This is a genomic window from Sorangium sp. So ce693 (assembly GCF_051521375.1).
GTDB classification, from domain to species: Bacteria; Myxococcota_A; Polyangia; order Polyangiales; family Polyangiaceae; genus Sorangium; species Sorangium atrum.
The window spans coordinates 7798589-7818734 of sequence record NZ_CP150347.1; the positions used below are offsets into that span (position 1 = coordinate 7798589).

Below are 20146 nucleotides of genomic sequence, written 5' to 3' on the forward strand. Positions count from 1 at the left end.
AGCGCATGAAGCTCACCGACTTCTCTCTCGCATCGCTCGCGGCGACCTCGCGCCGCAACACCATCCGCGACGTCTGGGACAAGCTGAGCCCCTTGCCAGGGGGCAAGCGCCTGTTCAGCAGGCTCATCGGCGCGATGGCCCCGTACACGGGGACGATCCGCGCCGAGGTCGAGGTCCTCGAGCGCGGCCGCGCGGAGGTGTCGATGCGCGACCGGCCGGGGCTGCGCAACCACCTCCGCTCGGTGCACGCCGTCGCGCTCGTCAACCTCGCCGAGCTCACCGGCAACACGGCGCTGTCCTACGCGCTGCCCGACGACGCCCGGTTCATCGTCGCGGGCCTCTCGATCGAGTACCTGAAGAAGGCCCGCGGGACGATCCGCGCCGTCTGCGAGTGCCCTCTCCCGGAGACCAGCGAGCGCAGGGAGTACGATATCCCGGTGAGCCTGCGCGACGCGACGGGGACCGAGGTCGCCCGCGCCGTCCTCCGCAGCCTCGTGGGTCCGAAGAAGCACCCCTGAGTTCGGCAACGCGCCGCCCCGGGAGCCCCGGGTGCTCCCGCCCGGTGCATTCCGGCAAGGCGCCACGCGCCGAAGCCTCCCCCTGTACGCAAAGCCCCCTGCGCTCCGGCGGAGCCCTACGCTCCAGAGCAGCCCTGTGCTCCAAAGCACCTTACGGTCCGGAGCAATCCTGTGCTTCGGAGCAATCCTGTACCCGCAAGCACATGGGGAGCTCGGCTATCGCCTGACCTCGAAGCGTCTCACCCCGTCCCACATCGAGCCAAGGTCCGGACAGAGGGTGCGAGTCAACGCGCTCGACAAAGCGCTTCCAGGGTGTTTCGATTCTTCTCATGAGGAACCGGTCGACGATGGTGGCGCTCGCCGCGACGGGGATCAGCGTGATCTTCGCGGCGTGCGGGGGGTCCGAGGGCTCGGTCTCCAGCGGAGCGGGCGCCGGCGGAGCGGGTGCCGGCGCCAACGCGAGCTCGGGGAATGGCTCGGGGAATGGCTCCGGGAATGGCTCGGGAACAGGCGGAGATACGAGCACCGGATTTGGCACCGACGGGCCTGGAGAGATCACCACTGGGCCCAGCAGCGGCGCCGGCGAGGGCGCCGGCGGCGGGGCGTCGTGCGCCGGGGAGACCAAAACGGCGGAGCTCGTGCCGCTCGACCTCTACATCATGCTCGACTCGTCGGGGTCGATGAAAGATCGGCTCGCGACGGGCCGCTCCAAGTGGGACGCCGTGACCGACGCGCTCGAGGCCTTCTTCACCGACCCCAAGTCGGAGGGGCTCGGCGTCGGGCTCCAGTACTTCCCTCTGCTGAACGCCGACGTACCCAACAGCTGTACGACCCACGAGCAGTGCGGCGACAGCGGGCCGTGCGCGCTCCGGGCCTGTCGCAGCTCGTTCTCCGCCTCCACGGGCATGCAGATCTGCGTCGAGGACGCGGACTGCTCGGACGGCGACGAGTGCATCGACATCGGCGTGTGCTCCCAGAGCCGCGAGATCTGCGATCTGGTCGGCGAGCGCTGCGGCGGCCGCGCGGGCACGTGCTACCGGGTGTCCCGGAGCACCTGCGCGCACCCGTACTCGTGCGTCACCGAGGACTACGCGACGCCCGACGTCTCGATCGCGCCGCTCGACGCCGCCTGGGCCGACGAGCTCATCGGGTCGATCGGCCGGACATTCCCCGACGGGGGCACGCCCACCGCCGGCGCCCTGTCCGGCGCGATCGCCCAGGCCCGGGCCCACGCCGAGGCGAACCCGACCCACAGGGTCGTCACCGTGCTCGCCACCGACGGGATGCCCACCGAGTGCAATCCCACGTCCGCCGACGGCATCGCGGAGATCGCGGCCGGGGGGCTGAGCGGCTCGCCGAGCATCTCGACCTTCGTCATCGGCGTCTTCGGCAGGGACGACGACGGCGCCCAGGACACGATGAACCGCATCGCCGAGGGCGGCGGGACGACGTCCGCCTACTTCATCGACACGAGCTCCGACGTGACGCAGGCGTTCCTCGACGCGCTCAGCGAGATCCGCGGGACGAGCCTCGCGTGCGAGTACCAGGTCCCGGCGCCGTCCGCCGGGCAGACGCTCGATTACGGGACGCTCAACGTCCAGCACACGCCGCCGGAGGGCGCCGACCCGTCGACCATCTTCTACGTGGCCAGCGAGGCGCGCTGCGACGCGACCGCCGGCGGCTGGTACTACGACATCGACCCCACGACCGGCGGCACGCCGACGAAGATCGTGATGTGCCCGGCGACCTGCACCCGCTTCCAGGCGGGCGGGCAGGTCCAGCTCCAGGTCGGCTGCAAGACCGAGATCCCGCCGGTCAACTGAGCCCCTCCCCCGCACGCCCGCGCCACGCGCCCCCCATGGCTCGCCCGTGCAGCCGGCAGCAGGCGGCGCGTCAGGCGTCGAGCGCCGCGGGCCGCGCGGCGGCGGCCGGGCCGCGGGTGCGCAGCCAGAAGTACACCGCAGATGCGGCGAAGAGGGCCCCGCAGACGAGCGCGGTCGCGTAGCTGAAGCCGAGGAAGAACTCGATCCACGAGCGCTTCGCCTGGCCAAAGCTCTTGTAGAGCAGGAGCGCCACGCTCCCGAGGTAGCCGAAGGCGTCGGCCGCTGTGATCAGGAAGCCCGCCGTCGCCACAGAGCCCACGGCCGCGATGAGCCGGTCGAAGAGGACGCAGTTGTACGGGACGTACCCCACGTAGAGCCCGAGCCCGACGCTGATCATCCAGGCGACAGGGCCGATGACGCCCGCCTGGTAAAGCGCGGTGCTCAGCCCCGCGAGCGCCGCCCCGGCGACCATGACGCCGTGGATCGCGGCGAGCGCCGTGCGGTTGTTGCGGATGCCGATCATCGCCGCGACCGAGAGCAGCGCGCCGACCGCCACGGGGATCTCGGCCGTCGTCAGGATGGCCGGCTGGTCGGTGTAGCCGAGGGCGTCCCAGATCTCGCGGGCGAAGTTGTCCCGGAAATCGCGGTAGGCGGTGAGGACGACGTAGCCGAGGACGAGGGTCGCGAGCCCGCCCGCGTTCGCGAGGACGAACGCGCGCCGCGCGGCGCTGTCCATCGGCGCGCGCCGGGTCCGGAGCGCCTCATCGTCCACCGACGGCGGAGGGATCTGCGCGAGCATCCACACCGAGAGGAGCAGCGGCGGGAAGAAGAGGGCCCCCGTCACCGCCGGCATCCAGACCTCCGGGACCCCCCAGCCGAGCGTGATTTTGCCAACGGTCTTTACGAAGCCGCTCGCGACGATGAAGCTGGCGCAGAGCCCGGCGCCGAGCAGATCGCTCACGCGGCGCCCCTCGAGGAAGCCGAAGACGAGCCCCCAGACCATGCCGAGGGGCAGGCCGTTCAGCACCAAGAAGACGGCGGCGTACGGGGCCGGCGCGAGCCCGAACAGGACGAGCGCGACCTCGCTCACCCCGATGCACGCGAGGATGGCGAACGCGCGCCGCTCGGGCGGCATCTCGGAGACGATCTTGATGCCAAGGAACTTGGAGGCGCAGTACCCGAGCACCTGGGCGATGATGTAGAGGCTCTTCAGGTCGAGCGCGGGGAGCAGCGGCAGCGCGACCATCCCCTTGTAGGAGCCGACCGCGAACGGCTTGCGGAAGGCGTACATGCAGAAGTAGGTCGCGAACGCGGCGATCACGGCGAAGGCCGTGAACACCGGCGCGGGGGCTCGCTCGAGCCATTTCGTCACGCTTCGCTGGGCCGGCATGGGAGCTCCGAGGAAGGCGCGAGGGTAGTCGCGGCCGCGCAGCGCGCGCATGGATTTTCAGTGAGGAGCGCGGCCGGTTCCCTTCGGCCTGCGTCCGTGCGAGACATGGATCCCGCGCCGCGGCCTGCGGCGCCGTCAGGGAGGGCACGCCTTGGCAGACCCGTCATCGCTCGCTGCAAGGAAGATCCTGGAAGATGTCGTGGCCGCCGCCCCTTCGGCCGGGCGGGCGGCCCCGGCGTTCGGGCGGGATGAAAGGCTGCGCGGCGCAGCCGCCCTGGTCGCGATGGGCCTCGCCGCCGGGGGAGCGGGCGAGCTCTCGTACGACCAGCTGAAGCAGCGCTTCCGGAGCGCGATGACGCGCGATCCCCTCGACTCGCTCGCGGTGATGATCCTCGGCTGCTCGTACCTCTTCTACCTCGCCGAGCACGGCGAGAACCCGCGGTGCGGGAGCTTCATGGACGCCCTTCTGTTCATCTCGACCTGCCTGTCCGTCGGCTACGCCGACATCTTCGCGCGCACCGCTGCGGGCAAGGCGATCGCGTCCTTCGTGATGACGTGCGGACCGACGCTCGCGGCCTCCGCGCTCAGCACGCCGCAGGGAGCGGAGGCCGAGAGCCGGGCGATCATCGAGCGACTGGACGGGATCCTCGAGGCGCTGCGCGCGCCGCGGTGAGCGGCCGCGGGCCGAGCCGACGACGCCGTCGAGCACAACCGTGCTGTCGACGTCCGGGGCACCTGACCCAAGGTGTTTTGCCGCAGACCTTCCCATGAGCCCTGGAGAGCACCCTCGATTGCGCCGGAGATCGGTCCGTCGGTTCCCTAAGCATGCTCAGGGGGATCCCTGACTCACACGTCATCACTGTGGCATGACGTCTCGATGGGACGCTTTGTCGCTCTGACGTGGGGCGCTTTGCACCTCGGCGCGCGCGCGGCGGGGCCGTAATCTTCCTGAAAAAGCAGCGAAACATCGCTCCGCCGGCTCTGGAATACCTCTTGCGATGTCGTGCCGCGCCGGGGCATCGAGGCCTCGGATCTCCAGGTCACGCGGAGCCGGACAGGCCCGCATAAAAGGCGGCCCGATGACGGCTGTCCGCCGTGCGCCTGAGCGCCGACGGAGCGTCGACCGGACGTCGACTGGATCACAAAAGCGTCGCGACACGGGCTCGCTGCGGTGTCGCTCGTGCTGCAAGAAAGGCGGAGAAGCCATGCCGAATCGCCATGGTTGGATCGACGAGGAACATAACGACGGGCGAGGTCACGACGAGGACAGGGGCGGGCGACACCAGGGACCGCGAGGAGACGAGGCGTATCGCGGCGAGCGCGGAGCGACCGGGGATGCTAGTTACGGGCATCGTGGCAATTACGAGCAAGTCCTCCAGCGCGACGATCGAAGCCATTCCCGAGGAGGTCACGATGATTTCCGCGCCGTATCCGATCAGCGAGAATCCGGCGGACGCGGCTACGAGGGCGACCCGAGCTGGCGCGGCCACGGCGGCGAGCGCGGGTGGGAGGGCAGGCAGGATCGTGGCTGGGGCCAGCGCGAGGACGTCCAGCGCCAGGCGTGGGGCGGCCAGCGTGATGACTTCCAGCGAGGAGGTCGAGACGATCTTGGCTCCAGGCGCGGCTACGGCGGCGGCGAGGGCGGCTTCGGCGGCCGCCAGGGCGGCTTCGGTGGCGGCCAGGGCGGTTACGGCGGCCAAGGTCACTTCGGCGGCGGCCAGGGCGGCTACGGCGGCCAAGGCGGCTTCGGCGGCGGCCAAGGCGGTCACGGCGGCGGCCAGGGCGGACTCGGCGGCAGCCAGGGCAGCTTCGGTGGCAGCCAGGGCAGCTTCGGTGGACAGGGCGGACTCGGCGACTACGGCGGCCAGGGATTCGGCGCCAGCCACGGCGGGTTCAGCGGTGGGCAGGGCGGCCATGCCGATGAGGGCGGACAGGGCCGCTTCGGCGGACAGGGCGGCTTCGGCGGACAGGGCGGCTTCGGCGGCGGCCAGGGCGGTCATGGCGCCGGTCAGGGCAGCTTCGGCGGCCAGGGTGGATTCGGCGGCCAGGCTGGCCAGGGCAGCTTCGGCGGCCAGGGTGGATTCGGCGGCGGCCAGGGCGGTCAAGGCGGCTTCGGAGGCCAGGGTGGATTCGGTGGCCAGGGTGGATCTGGTGGCGGCCAGGGCGGCTTCGGTCGCCAGGGAGGCCTGGGCGGTGGCCACCACGAAGGATACGGAGCCCGCGGCGGCCTCCGGCAGTGGGCCGACGACGAGCGCGGCTGGAACGAGCGGCCAGGACAGCAGCGCGGGTACGAAGGCAACGAGTCGTCCTCCGGCGGCGATCAAGGCGTTTATCCTCAGCCCTACGGCGGACAGGGGTTCGGCGGACAGGCCTCAGGCGGCCGAAGCTCCCTCCAGACCGCTCGACAGGGCGGCGGGCTCAGCGGCTCGCGCGGTCGCCCGCCCAAGGGGTACAAGCGCTCGGACGAGCGGATCCGTGAGGATATCTGCGATCAGATCTCCGATCAGCCGGACCTCGACGCGAGCGACGTCGAGGTGAAGGTGCAGAACGGCGAGGTCATCCTCTCCGGGACCGTCCGCGAGCGTCGCTTCAAGCACCAGCTGGAGGCGGTCGCCGAGCGGATCTCGGGCGTGATCGACGTGCGGAACGAGATCCGGCTCCACCGCGAGCAGCAGAGCGAGGCGAGGACGAGCTCGGGGCTGTCGTCGAGCGAGCGCGCCGCCACGAGCACGACCGGCGCCACGGCGAGCTCCGCGACGTCCATCGGCGCGACGTCACCCCCGGAGACGAAGAACAACGAGTCGCGCCGGAACGCCTCCTGAGCTCTGGCGTGAATGGCAGAGGCCGGCGGACCGCCGCGCAGCGGTCGATCGCAGGCCGAGCGCGTGGCAGACGTGGCGGCAGGAGCCGCCGCGGCCACGCCCAGGGCGACAAACGGGTTGAAACCGCCCGAATTGCGCAGAATTTCGAACCACCAAGACGCCATAAGAGCAGCGGCGGCGGCGATCTCCCGAGCGCAGGAGGCCCGCGGACCACTTCGTCCTCGCAAGAGCCGAGCGCCGAAGAGGGGTTTCAGGAGGTGTGCTTCAAGGAGCTCTACATCTCGAGCCTCTCGGAGAACCCGTAAGCGCCGAGCGCGGCCAACCAAGTGTGCGAGGCAAACCAGGCGCCCCTCTCGCTCGTGCTCCACGCGCTCGCGGACCTCGGCTTCACATGCCTCGCGTCTGCGGGAGGTCGGCGCGATCCTGGTCGAGCGCGCGCGCAGGCTCGACGCGCAGACGGGCGCGAGGCCCGATCTGAGAGCCTCGCTGTGCATCGGCTATTTCGCGATCTCGGCGAGGTCGTTCGGGGAATTGCTCGAGCTCGGCGTCCTCGGCGTGCCTGCGCCGGTCTTCGGCGGGCCCGAGGACCTCAGCGTGCTCTCGAGCCTCGAAAGCCAAGAAGCCCGCTGAGCCACCGGGCCGCCGCCGAAACGTCATGGCGTCCGGCGGCGCGCGCTCGTCGAGCCTCGCCGGCGCGGCAATGCAGCGGCGACGCCCGGGCGCGCATTGCTGCCCCAGCAGCAGCCGGTGGTGATCCGCTGCTTCTGCACGAGCACAACCGGTGTCCGCCCAAAGCCGCCAGCACATGTTCAGCGCGCCGCGCGAGGCGCGCGCGCTCTGGCTGGCCCTCGCGTCGATGGCGGCCGGCGTCGCGTTGCTCGTCGCGGCGAGCGCGCCGGCCTCCTCGCCGCTGCGCGCGCCGAGCGGGCAGCTCACGGTCAGCGGCGCGCCGCTGATGAGCGCGATCGTGCCGCTCATCTTCCTCTTCTTCCTCATCCCGGGGCTCGTCTACGGCTACGCGGCCGGCACGTTCACGAGCCACCGCGACGTGATGGACGGCATGAGCAAGACGATGAGCACGATGGCGTATTACCTGGTCATGGCCTTCTTCGCCGCGCAGTTCATCCACCTCTTCAACCGCTCGAACCTCGGCGCGCTCCTCGCGCTGAAGGGCGCCTCGGCGCTGCAGGCGATGGCGCTCCCGAGCGCGGTGACCATCGTCGGCGTCATCCTGCTCACGGCGATCACCGACGTCCTCATCGGGTCCGCGTCGGCGAAATGGGCGCTGCTCGCCCCGATCCTCGTGCCCATGCTCATGTCGATCGGCATCTCGCCGGAGCTCACGCAGGCGGCGTACCGGATCGGGGACTCGACGACGAACATCATCTCGCCGCTGATGGTGTATTTCCCGCTCGTGGTGGTCTTCTGCCAGAAGTACGTGAAGGGCACGGGGATCGGCACGCTCGTCGCGCTGATGGTCCCTTACTCGGTGACCTTCCTCGTGGCGTGGACGCTGTTCCTCCTCGCCTACTGGCAGCTCGGCCTCCCGCTCGGCCTGGACGCGCCGTATGTCTACCCCTGACGTACCCCTCCGGGGCGGCCGCCGCAAATAGCGCATCCGCTCGGCGGGTCGCACGAAGAGCCATGCGCCCGCGCGCGGTGCCGGGCTTGCCGGAGCCTCCCGCCAGCGTCGCCGGGAGGACCGGTTATACCTCGGAATCCAGACCTGCTCCCCGCTGCACCCCATTGCGAGCGCCTGCGAGTAGCACAAGCTTACCATGAGGTGCGCCCACGCCCGATGGGCGTGCCGGGTGTAAGGGATCTGGAGTTGACGATGAATAAGGACATGAATGAATCTTTGCGCGTCGAGGCAGAGCCGCCTGGCGACGAATCCAAGGAGATCAACCTTGCTGCTCTGAACCCTGATCCGGAGCACATCCGGAAGATCGGGAGAGAGGCGGTAAAGTCCGCGATGCTGTCGGTCGCAGACCTGCGCGAGGGGCGGAGGCGCCACGACTCGCTCACCCTCAGCGAGTGGACTGACTTCGGCTCCGCGCCGAGGCCCGGCGCACTGCCGGAGAGCTAGCGACGGCGGCGCTCCAAGGAGACATGCCCTCTCTGAGGTTGGGATGGGCGCGCGCCGCTGTCCGGAGCCCCTTCCTCGCAACCACACTCGTCATGGAGAGCGCCCGGATGGCCCCCGTCGTGAGACTGCCTATCGCAACCGACCGATCTCACGCCGTGCCCATATCGACCTATGTGGTGAAGGTGGTGAGCCGCTGCAACCTCAACTGCAGCTATTGCTACATGTACAACCTGGCGGATCGGACCTACGTGTCCCAGCCCGCGGTGATGCGCGAGGACGTCACGACGGCGCTGTCGAAGCGCATCGTATCGCACGTGGCCCGGCACGACATTCCGACCGTTCACATCATCCTGCACGGCGGGGAGCCGCTCTTGCTCGGCAGACGCCGCTTCCGCGGGTGGGTGGAGCAAGTCAGGGGCGCGCTGGAGGAGGCCCACGTTCGCTCGCACTTCAGCGTCCAGACCAACGGTGTGCTGATCGATGACGAGTGGATCGATCTCCTCGCGGATCTCTCCATCAACGTGGGCCTCAGCATCGACGGCCCGAAGCGCTTTCATGACCGCCACCGGGTGGACCACCAGGGCGCCGGGTCGTTCGACGACGTCGTGGCGGCCATCCGGCGCCTCCAGGCGCACCCGAGGGGGCCCAGGATCTTCGCGAACGTGCTCGCGGTGATCAACACGGACATCCCACCTCGGGAGATGTTCGAGCTGTGGCAGTTCCTCGACGTTCCGGGCATGGAGATCAACCTTCCGCACGCGAACCATGAACATCGGCCGCCTGCGGGGGCGATGCCGTACGGGGACTGGATGATCGAGCTCTTCGACCTATGGTTCGAGCAGAATCGGCCCGATCGACACGTGCGGTATTTCGAGAACATCCTGCGCCTCTTGTTCGGGCATCCGATGAGCACCGACAACATCGGCGGAAGACCTGCAGGGGCGATCATCGTCGAGACGGACGGCGGCATCGAGCCGACCGACGCGTTCAAGTGCTGCGAGCACGGGCTCACGAAGCTGGGCATCAATGTGCTGCGCAACGAGCTCGACGACGCGCGTCGATCGTCGATCGTCCGCGCGATGCAGGGCGGCGTCACGGCGCTCTGCGCGACGTGCCACGCCTGCGATCTGCGGGATGTGTGCGGAGGGGGCTACATGCCGCATCGATTCAGCCGGGAGCGACGGTTCGACAACCCCTCCGTATACTGCGAGGACCTGCAGAAGCTCATTCGCCATATCCGCCAGCGCGTCATCGAGTCGCTGCCCCCCGAGATGATCGCAATGGTCCGTCCCTGAGGGGACAGATCCACGCCGGCGAGGTCCAGCCGCGTCCGGATCTGGCGCGCGAGGCAGGCCAGGGCCCGCTCGGCCACGATCACAAAGGGCCCTGACGAAGGCGCTCGCTCACAGGAACTCGCTGCCAGGGACGGGTCCACGGGAGGCGCGGAGGTAATTGATTGGCATATGATCGCCCAGCGAATAGCGGAACAGGAGCGGTTCACGCAGGATGGGAGGGACGATCTTCTTCGCGAGCCATCCCACGGGTCCGAGGTCGGGGAGCAGGCCGCGAGGGGAGAACTGCTCACCGAGCCAGGCAAGAGCGCTGCCGAGCATGGCGACCCCCCCGATGCGCACCTGGCCTGCGGTCGGCCCCCTGTTGCTGATCCAGCCTTCTACCGAAGAGATGTACTCCTGACCGAAGTGCTCGAAGATCCCTGCCGAGCGCGGTGGCAAGTGCGGTATGATGTCTCGGGAATAGACGTGCCGGAAGAGCTTGCTCCCGAACTCTCTCTGAAACTTCGTGGCAAAAGCCGGGTCGCCGACCATCGGCTGTCCGAATGTGTAGATTCCGCGCAACAGCGGCCGCAAGTCACGGAGCTTCTCGTCCGAGTAGATCAGCGCCGCCGCGAGGACGGCGAGCGCGCCGCCCAGGCTGTGGCCGGTGATGTAGAGCGCCTCCATCTTGAACCGGAGCGCGTCCTCGAGCGCCCCCACCATCGACCGCAGCTTCTCCTTTTTGCGAGATTCTTCATCTTGCGTCGACAAACCCAGCACCTCGCCACAGGACACACGGACATCCTCCGTCGAGGGCTCCTGGGCGCAGCGCTTGTCTATCGCATCGCGCTGCGATGCTCGACAGATCGATTCACCGTTCTGGGCGGCGACAAGGTAATGTCTCACGCGTGACCACACCGACAGGATGCCGTGATAAAAGCCTCCGTGCACACGTCCGGCGGCATAGAACGCCTCCGGCTTCATATTGATATTGGCCAACCAATTGGTCAGAGGCTGCAGCTGCGATCCACGAAAAACGAGGATTCCCACCCGCCCGTCCCTGCTCAGGACGAAGTGCACGAGCGAATCCATGAGAAAACCCTGATTATTGAACTTGACCGTGACGCAGACATTCGAAAATCCGCGACGCTCCATCATTCTGATGACTTCTTCGTTGTCCGAGTATGCCCATGCCGACGCGGAAGCGAGGAGAGATGAAGCAGCGTGGTCGTATGCGCCTGGACTCACGTTCACGAGGTCGTCGACGAGGTCACCGGTCCTCAAGCGCGTCGCGGCAGCCGCCCACTGCTCCGGAAAGAGAGCGATTGCACGCTGAAGTGTCTCAGCGATCCGGGTGTCGTCGGCGCTGCTCGACATGTCCTGATCTGGCCACAAATCCTTGTCCGTCATGGCTCACCTCGCTCCTCATCGCCATTCCGCCGGCGTTCGCTGTGGAAGCTGCGACGAACACGCGCCTCCGGCCGGGACGCGCGCGCCGTCGCTCGGAGTCCGGTCGGCGTGAGCCGCGCTTTTATCACCAGCGCTCATCGTGAGCTGGTTCGACGCGCAACGTAGCCTTCGCGCCGACGACACGCCCCGCGCCCACCAACACCGGAGCGGGTCGACCCCACACCTCAAACTACCACCGCCTCCCCCCTCTGCAACCATCCGAGCGCGGCGGAGGCCTGCGAAGAGCCTGCCGGGCCTTCCGACGAGAATGCGTGATTACCTGGGCCAGAAGATCGAGCGCCCTCGCAAGAGTTGGAGGAAGGAGAGATCGGAGCGATTCACGCATACCAGGGTGGATCGCGGCGCACGCCTCGAGTCGCAGAGCGCCCCCTTGGCTGAAGCGGCTCCCTGGCAGGACGGCGTGGCCGCGTCCAGCGCCCCCACGCTGCGCTCCGCGCGCTCTGCGATCGAGCGCGCACCCACGCAAGTCAAGTCTTTTCGGCAGCACGCTGGCCAGCCGAATTTGGCCCCACTCCTCCCCTCCTTGTGATCCAATCCGAGACGCTGGTCGCAGGCGCCGCATCTCGCGCCCTGCCCGCGTCTGCCTATGGCCGAGGTGCTCGCCGCATCGCTCGCGTTCCCTGCCGTGATCTTCACGGTCTTGCTCGCGCTCGCGCTCATCTACTGGCTGTTCGTCCTCCTGGGCGCGCTCGACCTCGACCTGCTCGGCGGCGCCCACGGCGACGCCGCGCCCGACCTGGGCGGGCTCGAGGGCGCCGCCAAGGGCGCGCTCGAAGGCGCCGCCAAGGGCGCGCTCGAGGGCGCCGCCAAGGGCGCCGCGGAGGGACTTGCCGACGGGGCCGACGGGGCCGACGGCGCGCACGGCGTGGGCTCGCTGCTCGCGGCCCTTGAGCTTCACCGCGTGCCGGCGACCGTGACGCTCTCGCTGATCGCGACGTTCGGCTGGTTCACGAGCGCCCTGTCGACGGTGCTCGTCGGGCCGCTCTGGCTCGGCTGGGGGCTGCCCGGCTGGACGCTCGGCCTCGCGGTGCTCGCGGGCTCGCTCGTCGCGGCCGTGCTCTTGACCTCGCTCGCGGTGCGGCCGCTCGGGCCGCTGTTCGTGACCCGGCACGCCCAGTCGAAGAAGGATCTCGTGGGCCGCGTGTGCGTCATCTCCACCGGGCGCGTCGACGAGCGCTTCGGTCAGGCCACGATCGACGAGGGCGGGGCGAGCCACATCCTCGACGTCCGGTGCGACACGCCCGGCGCGCTCCGCCGGGGCGACCGCGCGCTGCTCGTGAGCTGGGACCCGGACCGAGAGGTCTTCGGCGTCGAGCCGCTCGACGCCCTCCTGGGCCCTCCCCCTCCCCTGGCCGAGCGGGGAGCGTCCCGCGCGCAAGCGCGCCCGGCCGGCGTCGAGGAAGTCGAGGAAGAAGACGCGCCCTCGGCGCGCGCAGCGGACGAGCGGCAGCGCCGCGGCTGAACGCCGGCGAGGGCGCCGCGGCTGAACGCCGCTGTCGGGCAGGCGGTTTCGTGTACGCTCGTCCCCGAGGGGGCGTCATTCGGCCCCCGACCCGGCTCTGAGCGGGCCTGGACGTCCGACCCTCACCGACGTGAACGCGGGGGCCGGCGCCCTCCCCTCCACCGAAACGCGAAGGAGCTCCGCGTGCCCACTGTGACCGTCCCCTTAATCATCGTCCTCGTCGGCGTCCTCGCCTTCGTCGCCCTCGGGATGCTGGTGATGTACGCCAAGTTCTACCGCCAGGTGGATCAGGGCAAGGCGCTGATCATCAACACGAGAGGCCAGGACCCCATCGTCACCTTCACGGGGACGCTGGTGCTGCCGATCATCCACCGCGCCGAGTACATGGATATCTCGGTCAAGACGATCGAGATCGACCGGCGCGGCAAGGAGGGCCTCATCTGCAAGGACAACATCCGCGCGGACATCAAGGTCACCTTCTTCGTGCAGGTGAACAAGACGCAGGACGACGTGCGCACGGTCGGGCGGACCATCGGCTGCGTCCGCGCGTCGAACCCGGAGACGCTCGAGCAGCTCTTCGCCGCGAAGTTCTCCGAGGCGCTCAAGACGGTCGGCAAGCGCCTGAACTTCGAGGACCTCTACAAGGAGCGGCAGAAGTTCAAGGACGACATCATCGACGTCATCGGCAAGGACCTGAGCGGGTTCGTGCTGGCCGACGCGGCGATCGACTACCTGGAGCAGACGCCCATCGACCTGCTCGACAAGGACAACATCATGGATGCCGAGGGCATCCGGAAGATCACCGAGCTCACGGTCGCGCAGAACGTGCTGACGAACGAGCTCCGCCAGAAGGAGCGGATGGAGATCGGCAGCCAGAACCTGAACTCCGACGAGGCCATCTTCCGCTTCGATCAGCGCCGGGCCGAGGCCGAGGCGAAGAAGAACAAGGAGATCTCGGTGGCGCAGGCGCGCGAGCAGAACGAGGCCGCCCGCATCACGAGCGAGGAGCGCAAGAAGACGGTGCTCCTCCAGGAGAAGAACGACGAGGAGGCCTTCGTCGCCCGCGAGGCGAAGGAGCGCGGCGTCTCGGTCGCCCAGAAGAACAAGGAGCGGGAGGTCGCGGTCGAGACCGAGCGCGTCGAGAAGGCGCGCCAGCTCGAGATCGTGAGCCGCGAGCGCGACGTGATGCTCCAGCAGATCGCGCGCGAGAAGGAGATCGAGCTCCAGAAGAAGGACATCGCCGACGTGGTCCGGGCGAGGATCGCGGTCGACAAGACGGTGGCCGAGGAGGAGGAGCGCATCAAGGACGTGCGCGCGGTGGCCGAGGCGACGCGCCTCAAGGACGTGACGCGCATCAACGCGGAGGCCGAGGCGCAGGAGCAGCTCGTCAAGCAGCTCAAGGGCGCCGAGGCGAGCGAGGAGGCGGCGAAGTTCCGGGCGCGCGAGAGGCTCATCACGGCCGACGCCGAGCTCGAGGCGAGCGACAAGGCCGCGCGCGCGAAGATCCGCCTGGCCGAGGGCCTGCAGGCCGAGTCCGCGGCCGAGGGGCTGGCGCGCATCCGGGTGAAGGAGGCCGACGCGCAGGCGATCGAGAAGCAGGGGTTCGCCGAGGCGCGCGTGACGCTCGAGAAGATGAACGCCGCCGCCGCCGGCGAGGAGAAGCAGGGCCTCGCGCGGGTGATGGTCAAGGAGGCCGAGGCGATGGCGATCGAGAAGCAGGGGCGCGCCGAGGCGCTGGTCGCGAAGGAGCGGCTCCTCGCCGAGGCGGCGGGCATCGAGCAGAAGGGGCTCGCGGCCGCGCGGACGCGCGAGGCCGAGGCGCTCGCCCTGGAGAAGACGGGCCTCGCCGAGGCGACCGCGATCAAGCAGCGGCTCCTGGCCGAGGCGGCGGGCACGGCGGAGAAGGCGGCGGCGATGAAGGCGCTCGACGGCGTCGGGCGCGAGCACGAGGAGTTCCGCCTCCGGCTCGAGAAGGAGCGGGCGGTGGAGCTCGAGTCGCTGCGCATCCGGGCCGAGATCGCCAAGGCGCAGGCCGAGATCCTGCACGGGGCGTTCGAGCACGCGAAGATCAACATCGTCGGCGGCGACGGGGCGTTCTTCGATCGCTTCGTCAAGGCGGTCACCCTGGGCCAGTCGGTCGACGGGCTGGTCGACCAGAGCGCCACGGTGCGCGCCCTGGCCAGCGACTACCTGAACGGCAACGCGAGCGTCACGGAGGACCTGAAGCAGCTCGTCGCGCACGGGGGAAGGCCCTCGGACGGCACGCTGTCGGGAATGCTGACGTCGCTCCTGCCGAGCGCCGACGCCGACGGGAAGAAGAAGATCGAGGCGCTGGCCCAGAAGGCGCGTGAGCTCGGCATCGACGAGCTCGTGAAGCCCCGCCCCCCGCGCGCTTGAGCGGCGCTCTCCCGCTTCGGATACGGGCCCATCTCGACGTTTTCGGTGCTCGGCGTACTTGAGTACGCCTGCGCGCCGAAAACGCCGATCTGGGCCCGTCTCCTGTGCGGGAGAGCACCGCTCGGAGACGATGATCGATAGTCGCCGACCGCTACCGATCTCCCACACCCATCAAGACACGGCTCGCTACTAATTCCTCGTCACGTGGATCACGGCGGCGAGGCACATCTCGTCGAGGGTGCTCTCGCCGAGGTGCACGTCCACCGGGGCGGGGAGGTGCTGCTCCTTGAGCGCCTTCGCGAGGAATGGATTGCTGTTCGAGTTGTCGTAAGTGCAGCGCATCGTCAGCAGGTCGCCGCCGCGGAGGCGCGGGAGCCGCTCGATGGGAGCGTCGTAGTAGAACCCGCGCTGCCACGAGAAGTCCCACCTCGGCGTCTGCACCAGGCACTGCTCCTCAGGCGCGCCGGCGGCGCCCTCCTCGCGCGCGAGGGTGACCTTCATGTCCGTGCCGACATAGTGCATGTGCGTGCCCGCGCCGTAGAGGTACACCTCCTTGGCAGACACCGCCGCGGGCAGCTTGAACTGCATCGTCTCGACATGGTCCTTCGCGCCGGCGGGGATCCGGAACTCGACGCCATCCGCGTCGTCCGGCCCGGGGAGGAGGCCGCGCCCCTGCGCGAAGGGAGACTCGAAGTTGCCGATCAGCGCGATGCCCATGAGCCACTCCGGCACGCCCTGGGTGAAGCGCAGCTGGAGGCGCGTCGCGTCGGGCTCGGCGGTCGTCCCGGCCGGGTGATAGTGGACCTGAATCACCAGCCGCGCCCCCGCGGGGAGCTCAGCGCCGATGTTCGGCTCGAGCGCCAAGGGGACCCCCCCCGGCGCCCACGCGGCGACGAGCTCGCCCGAGAACCCGGGGCCGCCAAAGCAGTCGTATCCGCCGTGCTCGTCCACGAGCGCATCGGACGCGCCGTCCCTGTCGAGGAACACCAGCGCGTGGTGCACCACCTTGCTGTTGCCCGGCATGAGGTGCACGCCGTTGATGTACCGCGTCTCCGTGAGCCCAGGATCCATCACGAAACACCGGAGCTGATCGGCGTCGCCGCTCGCGACGAACGGCTCCTTCGGCGCGATCTCCAGCTCGACGCCGGGCAGCCCCGGCGCCTCGGCCACGAACGGGGGCGGCGCGTCCGCCGGATCCCCCTCGGGAGCGCCCGAGGCGGCCCACGCCTCGAGGAGCGCTATCTCCTCCTCCGTCAACCGGAGATCGTCCTTCCAGCCGTGAGGAGGCTGGCACTCGTCCGTCTCCATCGCACCCCACGGCGGCATCGTGCGCTCTCGCGCCGAGCGCGCGAGCAAGCTGGCCACGCTGTGCGCGGAGTCGTACTCCGTCAGGCTGAACGGGGCGATGTTGCCGGGAGAATGGCAGCTCATGCAATGCTTCTGCAGAAGCGGCTCGACGTCTCGATGGAACGTCGGAGATGCCGCCGTGGAGCCGGGCGCTTCCTCGCCGGAGCACCCGAGAAGGAGCCCCGGAAGGACCGCAAGCAACGTGAGCGCGCCAGATGTCGAATTTCGCATGTGACCCCTTTTCGATAGCCCGCGTGTTCAATAGCCCCCGTCGCGCCGACGCGGCGCCGGGAGCACGAATGTCCCGCCGCAACACGGCTCGCCAGGCGCTGACAGCGCAGTCACATAATTACAACAACACGACACACCGTCCAGCACAGGTGTCCGGTGGCGGAAAGAGACCGCAGCACAGGTTGAATGGTTCCGGGATGCGGAGCGAGGGCGATGGGCACGCCGTGGGGGCACGGTCGGGACCGCCCTGGGCGACGCCGGCGCGGCGGGCGCCTCGGGCAACGTGCTCTGAGCCGTCGAGAAGGCAGCGCGGCGGCCCAGGCGGTCCTCCACGCGAGCGCGGCGGCCCAGGCGAGCCGCCGCGCTCCCGTCGCCGTCAGGGCTCGCCCTGGATCAGTGGACCTCGTTGTGGCACGTGGCGCTGCAGCCGTCGCCGCTCGCGGTGTTGCCGTCGTCGCACTCCTCGAACGCCGCCTGCCGCACGCCGTCGCCGCAGTGCGGGCCGAACACGCAGCCCGGCGCGCACTCGCCGTAGCCGCCGTCGTTCTCCCCGTCGTCGCACTGCTCGGGCGGCGCCTGGGTCACGCTGTCGCCGCAGCGCGGGCCGTACACGCAGCCCGGAGCGCACTCGCCGTAGCCGCCGTCGTTCTCTCCGTCGTCGCACTCCTCGCCGAGCTCCCGCTGCACGCTCCCGTCGCCGCAGACGGCGCCGATCCGGCAGCCGAGGCAGCCCATGCTGCCGTCGTTCACCCCGTCGTCGCACTCCTCGCCCCACGCGTCCTGGGTGACCCCGTCGCCGCACTTCGCCGCGTCGCCGCACTCCGGCGTGCACCCGCCGTAGCGGCCGTCGTTCACGCCGTCGTCGCACGTCTCGTTGGGCTCCTGGACGACCGCGTCACCGCACCGCGGCCCGATCAGGCACTCCGCCGTGCACCCGCCGTAGCGGCCGTCGTTCACGCCGTCGTCGCACTCCTCGCCGAACTGGCTGTCGATCTCCTCGTCCCCGCAGCGGGGGGCCGCCACGCAGCCCGGCGCGCACGCCTCGGAGCCATAGCCCCCCAGGTTCGTGCCGTCGTCGCAGATCTCGTACGGCGAGGTCGTCACCCCGTCGCCGCAGTAGAGCCCCAGCATGCAGCTCGTGGAGCACTTCCCGTACCCCGGGCCGTTCTCGTCCTCGTCGTCGCACTGCTCGTCCGGCGTGACGATGCCGTCGCCGCACACGGGCTCGCAGACGGACGAGGCCGCGTTGAAGCCGCCGAGCGTCAGCTTGTAGCTCGACGCCGTGGTGTGGCGCTCCGCCTGGAACACGACGACCTCGTAGACGCGCCCCACCGTGAGGCCGAGATCATCCATGAGCACCGTCCCGCGATCGTCCTCGACGCCGGCGACCTCGCCGGTCCCCATCGGGGTGTGGATGCCGCCCAGATCGATGCGGAGCCGGTTGTTGATGAACACCCAGACGTCGTCGTCCCCGTAGAAATCGAGCCGCTCCCCGCCGCGGTATTCGAACCAATAGCGGACCTCGCTCGTGAAGTAGAAGTTGTGATTGCCCGCCACGGCCCAGTCGTTGAACGGGTCGCGGGCCTCGCGGCTCGCCTCCCGCTGCGCCGTCGGCACCAACGGGTCCTGCCAGCCCTTGCCGTCGAGCGGGAAGAACAGGTGATCCTCGAAGAGGAACACGTCCGACGTCCCGACGCGCGCGAGCGGGAGCCAGTCCACGACCGTCTTCGAGAGGGACGAGTCGTAGTACCAGCGGTTGAAATCCGTGGCGTTCGTGAGGAAGGCGTTCGGTCGCGCCGCGGCGAACTGGGGCTTGTTGTCGGCGCCCAGGAGGGGCTGCACGATGCCCGTGACGATGGCGTCCGGCGGGTTGGAGTCAGGCTCGAAGTTCGGCGCGTCGTGCTTGAAGTCGCGGTACACGATCGGCACGCGGAGCTCGTCGCCGAGGACCGAGTCGTTCCTGCAGCTGTACCCCGGCTCGACCGTGCACGCGGCCGAGCAGCCGTCGCCGCTCCTCGTGTTGCCGTCGTCGCACTCCTCGTCGCCGAGGCGCAGGCCGTCGCCGCAGGCCGACGTGCACCCGCTGTCGCCGCAATCCGGCTCGACCTGGCAGAACGGCGTGCAGCCGTCGCCGAGGTTGGCATTGCCGTCATCACACGGCTCCGAGCCCTCCCTCTTCCCGTCGTTGCAGACGGTAGCGCGGCAGGTGTAGCCGCCGGGCGCGGGCTGGCACACGAGGCCAGGCTCCCACTTGCAGCTGGCGTTGCACCCGTCGCCGTTCCTCGTGTCGCCGTCGTCGCAGTCCTCGCCCGCGACGACGCGCCCGTCGCCGCAGACCGCCGTGCAGCGGCTCCCCGCGCGCGCGCAGTCGAACCCGGCCTCGAGCGCGCAGGTCGACGAGCAGCCGTCGCCCGAGACCGTGTTGCGGTCGTCGCACGCCTCGCCCACGCCGATCTGGCCGTCGCCGCACACGACCGTGAACGTGCAGTGCACGCCGTCCGGGCATTTCCAGCCGGCCTCCACAAGGCAGCTCGGCGAGCAGCCGTCGCCCGGCTCCGTGTTCCCGTCGTCGCACCGCTCGGTCGGCCGCAGGCGGCCGTCGCCGCAGCGCTCCACCGGCTTGCACGGCTGCCCGGGGACAGGGCACGTGACGCTGCCGGGATCCTCCAGCGCGCAGACCTCGGAGCACCCGTCTCCGGACACCGCGTTCCCGTCGTCGCAGCTCTCCCCGCCCGAGACGCGCCCGTCGCCGCACGAGTGGAGCCGGTAACACGGCTCCCCCGGGGTCCGGCAGACCCAGTCGCCCGGCTCCCTCTGGCAGTGATCGTCGCAGCCGTCGCCCGAGGCGGTGTTCCCGTCCTCGCAGCTCTCGCCGGGCTCCACCGCCCCGTTGCCGCAGGCGATCGTCGTGTGACAGAGCTCCCCGGGCTCGCAAACGCAGTACGGCTCCACCTTGCAGGCGCCAGAGCAGCAGTCCCCGGGAAGGCTGTTCCCGTCGTCGCACGCCTCGCTCGCCTGGTTGATCTCGCCGTCGCCGCACGCCGGCTCCACCGCGTCGCACTCCGGCGGAGGATCCGGCGACTCGCAGGGATCGCCCCCGCCGCCGCTCCCGCCCGATCCGACCGTCATGAACCCGCCGAATCCCCCGCTCGTATCCTCGCCGCCGGTGCCCGCGGCCCCGCCGCCGCCCGCACCGCCCACGCCGCCGCCCGCGCCGCCCTCGCCGCCGCCCCCGTCGTCGCCGCCGCAGGCGACGAGCGGACCGGCGAGCACGACGAGGAGCACGGAAGTAAGTCTCTTTCCCAAGCCCATCGACGCCACCATCC

Annotated in this window: 13 protein-coding genes and 1 pseudogene; 9 read left to right on the top strand and 5 right to left on the bottom strand. The window is 69.8% G+C overall.

The genetic code is table 11. The features are described 5' to 3' along the window. Positions 1-5: 5 nt before the first annotated feature. Both WMF14_RS28950 and WMF14_RS28955 read left to right on the top strand, forming a co-directional pair. On the top strand, positions 6-518 hold the full coding sequence (locus WMF14_RS28950) for a hotdog fold domain-containing protein (protein WP_272094140.1): 513 nt from the start codon (positions 6-8) through the stop codon (positions 516-518). 329 nt (positions 519-847) lie between these two features. Then, on the top strand, positions 848-2341 hold the full coding sequence (locus tag WMF14_RS28955; RefSeq protein ID WP_437791184.1) for a hypothetical protein: 1494 nt from the start codon (positions 848-850) through the stop codon (positions 2339-2341). A gap of 70 nt (positions 2342-2411) precedes the next feature. Here the strand turns inward: WMF14_RS28955 and WMF14_RS28960 are convergent, their stop codons facing one another. After that, complete coding sequence (locus WMF14_RS28960) at positions 2412-3731, bottom strand: DUF5690 family protein (RefSeq protein ID WP_437791186.1); 1320 nt, start codon at positions 3729-3731, stop codon at positions 2412-2414. A gap of 151 nt (positions 3732-3882) precedes the next feature. Here WMF14_RS28960 and WMF14_RS28965 point away from each other — a divergent pair, with 151 nt between their 5' ends. Next, positions 3883-4404 (top strand): ion channel, encoded by a 522-nt coding sequence (locus WMF14_RS28965; protein ID WP_437791188.1) that lies wholly within the window; start codon positions 3883-3885, stop codon positions 4402-4404. A gap of 466 nt (positions 4405-4870) precedes the next feature. Here the strand turns inward: WMF14_RS28965 and WMF14_RS28970 are convergent, their stop codons facing one another. Further along, complete coding sequence (locus WMF14_RS28970; RefSeq protein ID WP_437804451.1) at positions 4871-6055, bottom strand: hypothetical protein; 1185 nt, start codon at positions 6053-6055, stop codon at positions 4871-4873. A 147-nt stretch (positions 6056-6202) separates the two neighbouring features. On the opposite strand from WMF14_RS28970, the gene WMF14_RS28975 reads away from it, so the two are divergent. The 4 genes and pseudogenes from WMF14_RS28975 to WMF14_RS28990 all read left to right on the top strand — a co-directional run bounded on the left by WMF14_RS28975 (position 6203) and on the right by WMF14_RS28990 (position 9934). Further along, positions 6203-6553, top strand: coding sequence for a BON domain-containing protein (locus WMF14_RS28975; RefSeq protein ID WP_437804315.1), 351 nt, complete (start codon positions 6203-6205; stop codon positions 6551-6553). 823 nt (positions 6554-7376) lie between these two features. Continuing rightward, positions 7377-8135: pseudogene (locus WMF14_RS28980) on the top strand (AbgT family transporter); the annotation flags it as partial. A gap of 252 nt (positions 8136-8387) precedes the next feature. Next, the gene (locus tag WMF14_RS28985; RefSeq protein ID WP_437791191.1) at positions 8388-8639 is read left to right on the top strand and encodes a hypothetical protein; all 252 of its coding nucleotides are present in this window, start codon (positions 8388-8390) and stop codon (positions 8637-8639) included. Between the two features lie 155 nt (positions 8640-8794). Beyond that, the gene (locus WMF14_RS28990; protein ID WP_437791193.1) at positions 8795-9934 is read left to right on the top strand and encodes a radical SAM protein; all 1140 of its coding nucleotides are present in this window, start codon (positions 8795-8797) and stop codon (positions 9932-9934) included. A gap of 108 nt (positions 9935-10042) precedes the next feature. On the opposite strand, the gene WMF14_RS28995 is transcribed toward WMF14_RS28990, so the two are convergent. Then, the gene (locus tag WMF14_RS28995) at positions 10043-11323 is read right to left on the bottom strand and encodes a lipase family protein (RefSeq protein ID WP_437791196.1); all 1281 of its coding nucleotides are present in this window, start codon (positions 11321-11323) and stop codon (positions 10043-10045) included. A gap of 646 nt (positions 11324-11969) precedes the next feature. Between WMF14_RS28995 and WMF14_RS29000 the strand changes: the two genes are divergently transcribed. Beyond that, positions 11970-12845: a glycine zipper family protein gene (locus WMF14_RS29000; RefSeq protein ID WP_437791198.1), complete on the top strand. Its 876-nt coding sequence runs from the start codon at positions 11970-11972 to the stop codon at positions 12843-12845. A 183-nt stretch (positions 12846-13028) separates the two neighbouring features. Continuing rightward, complete coding sequence (locus tag WMF14_RS29005; protein ID WP_437323244.1) at positions 13029-15242, top strand: hypothetical protein; 2214 nt, start codon at positions 13029-13031, stop codon at positions 15240-15242. Positions 15243-15431: 189 nt separating this feature from the next. On the opposite strand, the gene WMF14_RS29010 is transcribed toward WMF14_RS29005, so the two are convergent. Continuing rightward, on the bottom strand, positions 15432-16673 hold the full coding sequence (locus WMF14_RS29010; protein ID WP_437791201.1) for a hypothetical protein: 1242 nt from the start codon (positions 16671-16673) through the stop codon (positions 15432-15434). 540 nt (positions 16674-17213) lie between these two features. Next, on the bottom strand, positions 17214-20144 hold the full coding sequence (locus tag WMF14_RS29015) for a DUF4215 domain-containing protein (RefSeq protein ID WP_437791203.1): 2931 nt from the start codon (positions 20142-20144) through the stop codon (positions 17214-17216). Between the last annotated feature and the right edge of the window lie 2 nt (positions 20145-20146).